The 11,044-nt window shown below is 71.4% G+C and carries 6 protein-coding genes and 1 rRNA gene; 1 reads left to right on the top strand and 6 read right to left on the bottom strand.

Annotation, left to right across the window (positions count from 1 at the left end):
• Nucleotides 1-7: 7 nt before the first annotated feature.
• Both DEU32_RS12070 and DEU32_RS12065 read right to left on the bottom strand, forming a co-directional pair.
• Nucleotides 8-997 (bottom strand): ABC transporter permease, encoded by a 990-nt coding sequence (locus DEU32_RS12070; protein ID WP_114850769.1) that lies wholly within the window; start codon nucleotides 995-997, stop codon nucleotides 8-10.
• Between the two features lie 28 nt (nucleotides 998-1,025).
• Nucleotides 1,026-2,714, bottom strand: coding sequence for an ABC transporter substrate-binding protein (locus DEU32_RS12065; protein ID WP_114850768.1), 1,689 nt, complete (start codon nucleotides 2,712-2,714; stop codon nucleotides 1,026-1,028).
• A 106-nt stretch (nucleotides 2,715-2,820) separates the two neighbouring features.
• Between DEU32_RS12065 and DEU32_RS12060 the strand changes: the two genes are divergently transcribed.
• On the top strand, nucleotides 2,821-5,355 hold the full coding sequence (locus DEU32_RS12060; protein ID WP_114850767.1) for a glycosyl hydrolase 2 galactose-binding domain-containing protein: 2,535 nt from the start codon (nucleotides 2,821-2,823) through the stop codon (nucleotides 5,353-5,355).
• 52 nt (nucleotides 5,356-5,407) lie between these two features.
• Here the strand turns inward: DEU32_RS12060 and DEU32_RS12055 are convergent, their stop codons facing one another.
• The 4 genes from DEU32_RS12055 to rrf form a co-directional block, all read right to left on the bottom strand.
• Nucleotides 5,408-7,561: an alpha-galactosidase gene (locus DEU32_RS12055; RefSeq protein ID WP_114850766.1), complete on the bottom strand. Its 2,154-nt coding sequence runs from the start codon at nucleotides 7,559-7,561 to the stop codon at nucleotides 5,408-5,410.
• Entirely contained in the window at nucleotides 7,558-9,573 is a 2,016-nt protein-coding gene (locus DEU32_RS12050; RefSeq protein WP_258554861.1) for a beta-galactosidase, read from the bottom strand. The genes DEU32_RS12055 and DEU32_RS12050 overlap by 4 nt, the downstream gene beginning before the upstream one ends.
• 89 nt (nucleotides 9,574-9,662) lie before the next feature.
• Nucleotides 9,663-10,826: an ROK family transcriptional regulator gene (locus DEU32_RS12045; protein ID WP_114850764.1), complete on the bottom strand. Its 1,164-nt coding sequence runs from the start codon at nucleotides 10,824-10,826 to the stop codon at nucleotides 9,663-9,665.
• Between the two features lie 130 nt (nucleotides 10,827-10,956).
• Nucleotides 10,957-11,044 (bottom strand): 5S ribosomal RNA (rrf, locus tag DEU32_RS12040); the annotation flags it as partial.

The following is an 11,044-nucleotide window of genomic DNA, read 5'->3' as shown; positions in this document are numbered from 1 at the left end:
TGTCCTCCTAGCTCCGGGCCCGGGTGCGCGGGTCGATGAGCCCGTACAGCAGGTCGACGACGAGGTTCGCGCCGAGCACGGCGAGGGTGATGAACAGGAAGATGCCCTGCATGAGCGCGTAGTCGTTGTTGGTGACCGCCGACAGGAGCTTCGAGCCGATGCCCGGGTACGAGAACACCTGCTCGGTGACGACCGACCCGGAGACGATGAACCCGAGCGAGATCGCGAACCCGGCGACCGAGGGCAGCACGGCGTTCCGCGCCGCGTAGTTGCGGAGCACCTTGCCCGGCGGCAGGCCCTTCGCGAGCGCCGTCGTGATGTAGTCCTCGGACAGCGTCGACACCATCATGTTCCGCATGCCGAGCAGCCAGCCGCCGAGCGAGGCGAGCACGATGGTCGCCGCGGGCAGCACGCCGTACTCGAGCGCCGACATGAGGAACGGGCCGTTGAACCCGGGGTCGAGGACGACGTCGTAGCCGCCCTGCGCCGGGAACAGGTGGAGCCCGGTGGCGAACAGGTACACCAGGATGAGCGCGAGCCAGAAGTAGGGCACCGCCGCGAGCAGCGTGGTGGCCGGCACGAACGAGTCGAGCCAGGTGCCGGGCTTCCAGCCGACGAAGGCGCCGAGCGCGACACCGATGACGGCGGCCAGGACCGTGGCGATCCCGACCAGGGCGATGGTCCACGGCAGCGAGCTCCCGATGACCTCGGTGACGGGTGCCGGGAAGTAGCTCACCGACACCCCGAGGTCACCGCGGAACACGTTGCCGAGGTACTGCCCGTACTGCACGATGAGCGGCTGCGAGGAGTCGCCCCCGAGGAGCAGCTGGTACGCCTCCCTGGTCTCCGGGGTGATCTGCCCGCCGCGCTGCTGGAGCTTGGCGAGCAGGATGTCCACGGGGTTCCCGGGCAGGAGCCGGGGGATGATGAAGTTCAGCGTCAGGGCCGCCCACAGGGCGACGACGTAGAAGCCGATCTTGCGCAGGAAGTACTGCATACGAGTGCTCCTCGGTCGCGGTCCGCCGTCAGCCCTTGACGGGCTTCAGGGCCTTGAACACCTCGGCGTTGTCCGGGCTGGCCCAGATCGCCGGGAAGGCGTACAGGTCGTCCTGGGTCGGCCAGCCGGTGAACTTCGCGGTGTGCACCTCGCTCGTCGTGCCGCCGGTCAGGATCGGGATGTACGGCATGTCCTCGACGAGGTGCTGCTGGATCGTGTCGAGTTCGGGCTGGGTCGCGGCGGTGTCCTCGGGGTTGATCGCCTTGAGCTTCGCGAGCGCGGCGTCGACGTCCGGGTTGCTGTAGCGGGACAGGTTCGTCGCGGCGCCCTCGCCGACCTTCGCGGTGTTCGAGGTCGCGAGGTTGTTGTTGTACAGGTAGTACGGGTTCGCCGTCGGGCCCTGGCCGAGCGAGTCGATGGCGAGCTGGAACTGGCCCTTGGTCTTCTTGTCGGTCCACTCGTTCCACGACGACTGCTGCGCCTTGAGCTCGATGCCGGCGGCCTTGAGCTGCTGGGTCATCGTGTCGATGGCGGTGATGTAGTCGGTCCAGCCGGTGACGACCTCGACGGTCAGCGAGAGCTTCTGCCCGTCCTTGGCGTAGATGCCGTCCGACCCCTTCTTCCACCCGGCGCCCTCGAGCGTCGAGGCGGCCGCCTCGGTGTCGGGCGAGTTCGGCATCACGGCCGGTGACACGTCCTTCGAGATCATGTCCTTCTGCGTGGTGGTGAGGGCGAGGGTCGGCGAGATGTCGCTCGCGGTGTTCGCGAACGCCAGCGAGTTGAGCTGCTTGCGGTTGATCGCGTCGGCGACGGCGTGCCGGACGGCGGGATCGGTCTGCGGTCCGGAGCACCCGAGGTCGGTGTTCGCGCAGGTGATCAGGGCCATCTGGTTCTGCCCGATCGTGATGCCGTCGTAGCCCGGGTAGTTGCCCTTGATGTCGTCCATGTTCGGGACCGGGCCGGTCTGCCAGTCGATCGACCCCTGCTTGAGCGCGTCGGCGCCGGCGGTGTTGCCGGAGAGCGACAGGTAGCGGACCGTCTTCACGGCCGGGGCCCCACCCCAGTAGTCCTTGTTCGCCGTGAGGGTGAACGCCTGCGCCTTGAAGTTGCCGAGCGTGTACGGGCCGGTGCCGACCGGTTCGCGCATGACGTCGGTGGCGGGGTCGATGCCCTTCCACAGGTGCTCGGGCACGATCCACGTCTTGCCGAGCAGGTTCGGGCCGAGCACGAACGACGGCTCGTCGAACGACACGACGACCTTCGCGTCCCCCTCGGCCTTCGCGGTGCCGGTGTAGCCGATCGAGTTGAGCGACTTGTCCTGCTTGAGCATGTCGAGCGTGAACACGACGTCCTTCGCCGTGAAGGGCTCCCCGTCGCTCCACTGCACGCCGTCACGGAGCTCGATGGTGAGCTGCGTGCCGTCGGCGTTCCACTGGTAGCTCTTGCCGAGGAGCGGCTTCGGGTCCGCCGTGTTCACGTTCGTGATGAAGAACAGGCTCTCGTAGATGGTGCCGATGCCGCCGATGTTCGACGGGGACCACGGGTTGAAGTTGATCTGGTAGTCGCCGGACTGTCCGGTGTAGGCGACGAGGGTGCTCGCGGAGTCGGACGACGCCGCGGTCCCGCTCGAGCTGCAGCCGGTCAGGGCGAGTCCGGCGGTGGTGACGATGGCCGCGGCTGCGATGGCGAGCCGCCGTGAACGGTTGAGTACTGACATCGTTGTCCTCTCGGTCTGCTCCGTCGCAGTCCAGTTCGTTGACGGCGATTGTTACACGGCTAAACTAACCCGGTCAAGCATCTGCACGATGATCTGAGGAGGCGCGATGGAGCGCACGACACTGGACGGCCCCTGGACCCTCGAGGCGGTGACCGGCCCGACGGAGTCAGAGCCGTTCCGCTCCCCCGTGGAGGCGGTGGTGCCGGGGTGTGTGCACACCGACCTCCTCCACGCGGGATGGATCCCGGACCCGTTCGACGGGGACGGCGAGGCGGCGACCCAATGGATCGGCGACACGGTGTGGCGCTACCGACGCACCTTCACCTGGGACGGCACGAGCGCCGAGCACCGGGACGGCACGAACACAGCGGAGCGGCACGACCTGGTGGCCGAGGGGCTCGACACCCTCGCCACGATCGAGCTGAACGGCCTGGTCGTCGGCACGACCGCGAACCAGCACCGCTCGTACCGGTTCCCCGTCGGGCACCTCCTGCGACCGGGCGACAACGAGCTGGTGGTCACGTTCGACGCCCCGGTCCCGGCCGCCGTCCGACTGTCGGAGCAGCACGGCGGCGAACTCCCCCACGTCAACCACCACCCCTACAACGCGCTCCGCAAGAACGCGTCGAACTTCGGGTGGGACTGGGGCGTCGACGTCGCGACGAGTGGCATCTGGCGCTCGATCGGCATCGAGTCGTGGACCGGCGTGCGGATCGCGAGCGTCCGCCCCCTGGTCGACGTCGACGGTTCCACCGGCGTCCTCACCGCACACGTCGACGTCGAGCACGCCGGCACCAGCGGCGGCTTCCGCCAGCACATCGGCTCCGCCCCGCAGGTCGCGGCCTCCGCGAGCACCGGCCTGGAGGCACGGATCACCGTCTCCGGACACGGCACGTCCGTCACGGGGTCCGGTCCCGTCACCGGCGGTCGCGCCGCCGGGTCCGCTGCGGTCCGCCTGGAGCTGCCCGACGTCGCGGTCTGGTGGCCGCGCGGCCACGGCGAGCAGCCGCTGTACGACGTCCGGGTCGAGGTCGGCGACGACGTCTGGACCGGACGCGTCGGCTTCCGGACGGTCACGCTCGACACCTCCGCCGACGCCGGCGGTGCCCCGTTCCTGCTCCGGGTGAACGACGAGCCCGTGATCGTGCGCGGCGCGAACTGGATCCCGGACCACGCGTACCTGACCGAGATGACCCCCGAGCGGTACGCCGAGCGCATCGACGACGCGGTCGAGGCGAACGTCAACCTGCTCCGGATCTGGGGCGGCGGGATCTACGAGTCCGACGACCTCTACGACCGCTGCGACGAGCTCGGCGTGCTCGTGTGGCAGGACTTCCTGTTCGCCTGCGCCGCCTACGCCGAGGAGCCCTGGCTCGCCGACGAGGTCGAACCTGAGGTCCGCGAGGCCGTGACGCGGCTCAGCCCCCACCCGTCGCTCGTCGTGTGGAACGGCAACAACGAGAACCTCGTCGCCTACGCCGAGTGGGGCTGGCGTCCGTCGCTCGTCGGGCGGACCTGGGGCAACGGGTACTACCGGTCCCTGCTGCCCGCGGTCGTCGCCGAGCTCGACCCGACCCGGCCGTACACGCCCGGGTCGCCGTTCTCGTTCGACGAGTACCTGCACCCGAACGACGACCGCAACGGCAGCGTGCACATCTGGGACGTCTGGAACACGAAGGACTACACCGCCTACGCCGACTGGCACCCTCGGTTCGTCGCCGAGTTCGGGTACCAGGGGCCGCCCGCCTGGTCGACGCTCACCGCCGTGGTGCACGACGAGCCCCTCGACTCGGACGGCCACGAGATGCTCGTGCACCAGAAGGCGCACGAGGGCAACCGGAAGCTCGCCGACGGCATGCGCGGGCACCTGCCCGAGCCGCGGAGCATCGAGGACTGGCACTGGGCGGCGCAGCTGAACCAGGCGCACGCGATCCGGTTCGGCATGGACTGGTTCCGGTCACGCACGCCCGACAACACGGGCATGGTCGTCTGGCAGCTGAACGACGACTGGCCCGTGGTCTCGTGGGCGCTCGTCGACCACGCCGGGCACCGGAAGCCGGTCTGGTACGCGGTGCGGCAGGCCTACCAGCCGGTCCTCGCGACCGTGCAGCCGTCCGAGGAGGGCACCGGGACCGAGGTCGTCGTCGTCAACGCGGGGGCCGGTGCGGTCACGGACGACCTCGTCGTCGAGCGACGGTCCTTCGACGGCACGGTCCTCGCGTCGACGAGCACGTCCGTCAAGGTCGCTCCGGCCGACGCGGTCCGGGTGCCGCTGCCGGTCGAGGTCGGCCGGTCCGAGGACCCGGCCGGCGAGGTCCTCGTCGTCACGGGAACCGCCTCCGGTCGGCGGGTGCACGACCTCGCCGAGGTGGTCGACCAGCGGCTCGCACGCCGACCGTTCACGACCGAGGTGGAACGGACCGACGACGGCGCGCGGGTCACGGTGACGGCGACCGGCTACGTCCGTGACCTGTCGCTGTTCCCGGACCGGCTCGTGTCGACCGCCCGGGTGGACGACGGCCTGGTGTCCCTGCTGCCCGGCGAGCACGTCGTGTTCACGGTGACCCGCGCAGCCGGCATCGACGCCGACGCGCTCGTCGGACCGCTCGTCCTCCGGCACGCCGGCGACCTGCTGCACTGACGGGACGACGAACGGGGGCCGCGCTCGTGCACGGCTCCCGTTCGTCGTCGAGTCAGACCGCCTGCGCCTCGAGCACCAGCGCGGTGCCGGGCGCGAGCGACGGCAGGCGCACCCCGAGGTCCTCGAGCACCGCACCGGGCAGCTCGACGCTCCCCCGCTCGAGCCACGGCGTCGGGGTGACGTCGACACCCTTCGGCACGCGCAGGCCTGCCACCGGTGCCACCCGGTAGCGCCGCGCCCGGTCGAGCCCGCGGAAGCGCAGCGGCACCGCGAGCGCCCGCGGTCCGGTCTCGGTCCGGACGACCCGCGCGAGCGCACGGTCCCGGTCGGCGCCGACGACGACGGTCGTGACGAGTCCCGTGTCGCCGAGGTCCACGTGGTGCACCCGCCCGGAGTGCAGCAGGCCGCGTTCCCGCTTGTACAGCGCGGTCCACTCCCGCAGCCGGTCGCGCTCGGCGGGCGTGCAACGGGTGACGTCGGTCTCGATGCCGGCGCTGCCGAACAGCGACACCGCCATCCGGAAATCCAGGTCCAGGTGCCGACCGGTGGTGTGGGAGACCTCCGGACCGACGTGCGACCCGATCAGCTCGAGCGGCAGCAGCAACTCGGTCCACCGCTGGATCGCCAGCCGCTCCATCGCGTCGTTCGAGTCCGAGGCCCACACCCGGTCGGTCCGTTCGAGCACGCCGAGGTCGACCCGGGCGCCGCCGGACGCGCAGGCCTCGATCTCCAGCCACGGGTGTCGTCGGCGCAGTTCGTCCATCACTGCGTACACGCCACGGGTGTGGGCACCGAGACCGACCCGTCCGGCGTGCACGGTCTGCACGACGTCCCGGTTCTGATCCCACTTCACGAAGTCGACGTGGTGCTCCTCGACCACCGCGGACATGCGGTCGAGCACGTGCGCGCGGACCGCGGGGTTCGCGAAGTCGAGCGTGTACTCGTGCCGCCACGTCCGCGCCTGTTCGGGGTCCTGCAGGAACCACTCCGGGTGCGCCTCGGCCAGGGCGGAGACCGGGCTGACGCACTCCGGCTCGAACCAGAGCCCGAAGTCCATCCCGAGCGCGCGCACCCCGTCGACGAGCGGCCCGAGTCCGTCCGGCCAGACCTCGGCGTCGACCGTCCAGTCGCCGAGCGCCGTCGTGTCGGACCGTCGGCCGGTGAACCACCCGTCGTCGAGCACGAACCGTTCGACCCCGACGTCGGCCGCCGCACGGGCGAGCTCGAGGAGCGGCTCCAGCTCCTGCCGGTAGTAGACCGCCTCCCACGTGTTGAGGACCACCGGGCGGGGCGTGACCGGGTGCCCTGGCCGCGCACGCAACGAGTCGTGCAGCCGCGCCGACAGCCCGTCGAGCCCCGTGTCGCTCCACACGAACACCGTCTCGGGCGCCGTGAACACGTCCTGCGGCCGGAGGACGACCTCGCCGGACCGCAGCAGTTCTCCCGCGCCGAGCAGGATCCGCGCCTCCGCCAACCGGTCGATGCGGTGGACGCTGTCCGCGCTCCACGCCGGGTGCACCGCCCACAGTTCACCGAGCGCGTCGTCGAAGCCGGCCGTGCCGAGGATCGTCAGGGTCGGGGCGTCGTGGCCCGTGCGGCCGCGACGACTCTCGCGCACGTGCACCCCGTCGGTCAGCGCCCGCCGCTGCGGGGTCCGCTCGCGCGTCCACTTCCCGGCCAGGTCGAGCACCTCCGCAGCACGCTCCCCCACCGGCAGCACGGCCTCGAACGCGGTGAGCTCGACGTCCGCGACACCGGTGTTCGTGACCGACTGCCGCACCCGGAGCACACCGTGGGCGTCGAGCACGAGGACGATCGACAACGTCAGCTCGTCGGACACCGCGTCGACGACGAGCTCGTCCTGGGTCCCGCGGACGGCGACCTCGTGCCAGACCGGCACGAGCGGCCGTCCACCGACCTGGCCGGCGATCCCCGGCCGTCCCTCCCAGCCGTCGTGCTCGGTGGGCAGCAGCGTCAGCGGCCACGCGGCGTCGTACGCGCTCGGCGAGACCGCCCGCCCCTGCGCCGCGACGAGGTCGTCCGCATCGGTCGCCGACACCGGTCCGGTGTCCCGCCCCCAGTGCAGTACCTCGGGCAGTCCGTCCGGACGCGACGCGACCACCAGCCCGACGCCGCCGCCACGCAGCACGTGCACGGTCCGCTCCGGCTGTTCGGCCGGGGCGAGGTCACGCTCCACGACGGTCATGCGGTCGCCGTCTCGAGCAGCACGCGGACGCCACCGGCCGGCACGACGGTCTCCGGACCCTGCGCGGAGCCGTCGAGCAGGTCCGTGCCGGACGCGACGACCGTGACGTCGTCGTCGCGGTGGTTGAGGAGGAACAGGACCCCGGAACCGTCGTCGCGGACGCGACGCACCGCCTCCAGGCCGGGAGGCGCGGTGACCGTCCGCGGGACCGCCCGCTCGTCGACGACCCGGTCCACGATCCGCTGCACGCCGTCCTGGTCGAGCATCGCGGAGACGTACCAGGCGCCGCCGCCGGCGGCGCGGCGGGTGACGGCCGGCCGTCCGGCGAGCGGTCCGTCGACGTGCCGGAGCACGACGTCGGCGTCCTCGACCACCAGGTCCTCGGCCCAGTCGGTGACGAGCGTGCCGTCGTCGAGCCGCGCGTGCTGGTCGCGCTGGAGCGGGACGAACTCCTCCGCCCAGACACCCAGCACGTCCCGGAACGCACCCGGGTAGCCGCCGGTCAGCACCCGCGCGGTCTCGTCGACGATGCCCGAGGCGTAGGTGACGAGCAGGGTCGCGCCGCGGTCGACCACGGCGCGGATGCGCGCCGCCGAGGCCGCGTCGACGACGAATAGGGTCGGCAGGACGAGCACGTCGTACCCGCTCAGGTCGGCGTCGAGCGGGACCACGTCCGTGGTGACCTGCCGACGCCAGAACGCGGTGTGCCACGCCCGGACCTCGTGGCCGTACCGCACTCCGCGGTGCGGCTTGAGCCCGGCCTGCAGCGCCCAACCCGACGCCTCGTCGACGACGATCGCGACCCGGGCGGCTTCGACAGGTGCGCCCTGCACCGACGCGAGCGCCTCGAGGGCACGGCCGAGGGTGCAGACCTCCCGCCAGACTCGGGTATCGGTGCCGGCGTGCGGGACCATCGCGGAGTGGAACTGCTCGGCTCCCGCGGTCGAGGCGCGCCACTGGAAGAACAGTGCGCCGTCCGACCCGCGTGCGACGTGCGCGAGCGAGTTCCGGATCAGCTCGCCGGGCTCCTTGGCGCGGTTGCGCTGCTGCCAGCTCGGACCACCGGTCGAGTGCTCCATGAGCAGCCACGGCGTGCGGCCCCTGGAGATGCCGCGCATCCGGTCGGCGGAGGCGGCGAGGTCCTCGGCCCGGTCCGGGTCGTCGACCAGCGTGTAGTGGTCGTTCGCGGGGATGGCGACGTGCTGCGCCCAGCCGGCATAGTCGACCACGTGCGAGCCGGCCCCGACCATGAAGTTCGTGGTGACCGGCACGTCCGAGTGCCGCTCGATCGCGGTGCGTTCGGCCGTGAAGTGCGCCAGCAGGGCGTCCGAGGAGTACCGCTCGAAGTCGAGTGCGAGCCCCGGGTTCGGCGCACCGCCGACCCCGCGGGGCGGCGAGACCTCGTCGAACGACGTGTAGGTGTGGCCCCAGAACGCCGTGCCCCACGCCGCGTTCGCCGCGTCGACGTCGCCGTACCGGTCACCGAGCCAGCGCCGGAAGTCCGCTGCCGACACCTCGCAGAAGCAGCGGGCGTTGCCGCCGCCGAGCTCGTTGCTGACGTGCCACAACCGGACGGCCGGGTGCTTCCCGTACCGCTCGGCGATGGCGTCGACGATGCGCAGGGCGTGGGCGCGGAAGACCGGCGAGGCAGGGCACCAACCGAGCCGACCCCCGGGTCGCTCGCGCCGCTCGGTGGCGTCGACCGGCAGCACCTCGGGGTGGGCCGTGAGCAGCCAGTTCGGCGGCGCGGCCGTCGGCGTCGCGAGGTCGACCGCGATGCCGTTCGCGTGCAGCAGGTCGAGCACGTCGTCGAGCCAGGACCAGGTGTACTCCCCCGGCGACCGCTCGAGCAGCGCCCACGAGAACACCCCGACGGTCACCAGGTTGACCCCGGCCTCGCGCATCAGACGGACGTCCTCGTCCCACACCTCGCGCGGCCACTGCTCGGGGCTGTAGTCACCTCCGAACGACAGTCCCTCGGTGGGCCAGGGCACGGAACGGGCAGCGGTCACGACATCTCCTTCGACGGTGGACACCTCCAGCATCCCGTCCGCCGAGCACGTTTGTCAACTTGTGTAACTAAGCCTGCTTTGCGCTGCGCTCAGTACCGGAGCGACCGCCGGATCGCCAGCACGGCGGCCGCACGGGCCCACTCGGAGAACTCGAACGGCTGGACCACGATCGGCACGTCGGCGTCGTACGGCCGGAGCCCCTGGCGGAACGCCTCGTCCACCTCGGCCCGCGCGATGTCGTACACGGGCAGTCCGTCGCCGGTCAGGACGATCGACTCCGGGTCGACGAGGGTCACGACCGAGGACAGGAGCGCGCCGAGGGCCGTGCCGGCGTCCCGGAAGGCCTGGAGCGCCCGCGGTTCGCCGCCGCGCGCACGCTCGACCACGTCATCGTAGCCGTCGTCGGCCGCACCGGCGTTCTGCACGATGATCGAGCTCGGCAGGTAGCTCGACACGCAGCCGTGGTGCCCCACACCACAGTCGGGGCCGCCGCCGTACACCGGCAGGTGCCCGACGCGACCGAACCGCCCGTGGGACCCCTCGGAGACCTCGCCGTTCGTGACCAGGCCGAACCCGACGCCGGTGCCCACCGTGACGAGCGCCATGGATCGAACGCCGGCGCCCGCTCCGATCCAGTGCTCCTTCGCGGTCAAGGCGTCGACGTCGTTCGACGTGTACGTCACGAGCCCGGTCGCCTCCTCGAGCAGCCCGGACAGTGCCACGTCACGCCACCCGAGGAACTGCGAGACTTCCACGACGGTGATGCCCCCACGCGTGACCACGTCACCCGGTACCGAGACGCCCAGAGCGCAGATCGCCGGTGATGCCCGACGCAGTGCGCCCACGACCTCAGCCACCTGGGCCACCAGTGCGCCCGGCGCAGTGTCCCGCAGGGCCTCCTCGTGCAGCGCGAGGACCCGGCCGCCCAGGTCGGTGACGGCGGCGTAGACGCGGTCGGGCGTGAGCTTCACGCCGAGGAACTCCCACGACCCGCTGCTCGCCCGCAGGAGTTCGGACGGGCGCCCGGTGGCCCCACGGACCCCGGTACCGACCTCGGTGACGAAGCCGTGCTCCTGCAGGGTGCGGACAGCCCGGGTGAGACTGGCACGGGAGAGCCCGAGCGCACGGGCGATCTCCGCACGGGAGAGCACACCGTGCACGAGGATCTGCCGCAGCGCTGCCCGTGTGGCATCGGTGAGCACCGGCCACGCTGCTCCCGGCTCCGGCGGCGTGACCACGAGCTGATCGGTCATCGCTCTCCTTCGTCGTCGGCCGATCATACTGCCGCCACGAGGAGCCGACGGCGCCGTGTCGATCGAGCCGGGAACGCAGGAAACCCCTGACCAGTCATGGTCAGGGGTTCCCTAGTGTTACCAACGTTGAGTCCGGCGGCGTCCTACTCTCCCACAAGGTCCCCCTTGCAGTACCATCGGCGCTGAGAGGCTTAGCTTCCGGGTTCGGAATGTGACCG

It is taken from the genome of Curtobacterium sp. AG1037, assembly GCF_003349855.1.
Lineage (GTDB): Bacteria > Actinomycetota > Actinomycetes > Actinomycetales > Microbacteriaceae > Curtobacterium > Curtobacterium citreum.
The sequence above is the reverse complement of the archived record's forward strand: the minus strand, read 5'-3'. Positions and strand labels throughout refer to the sequence as shown.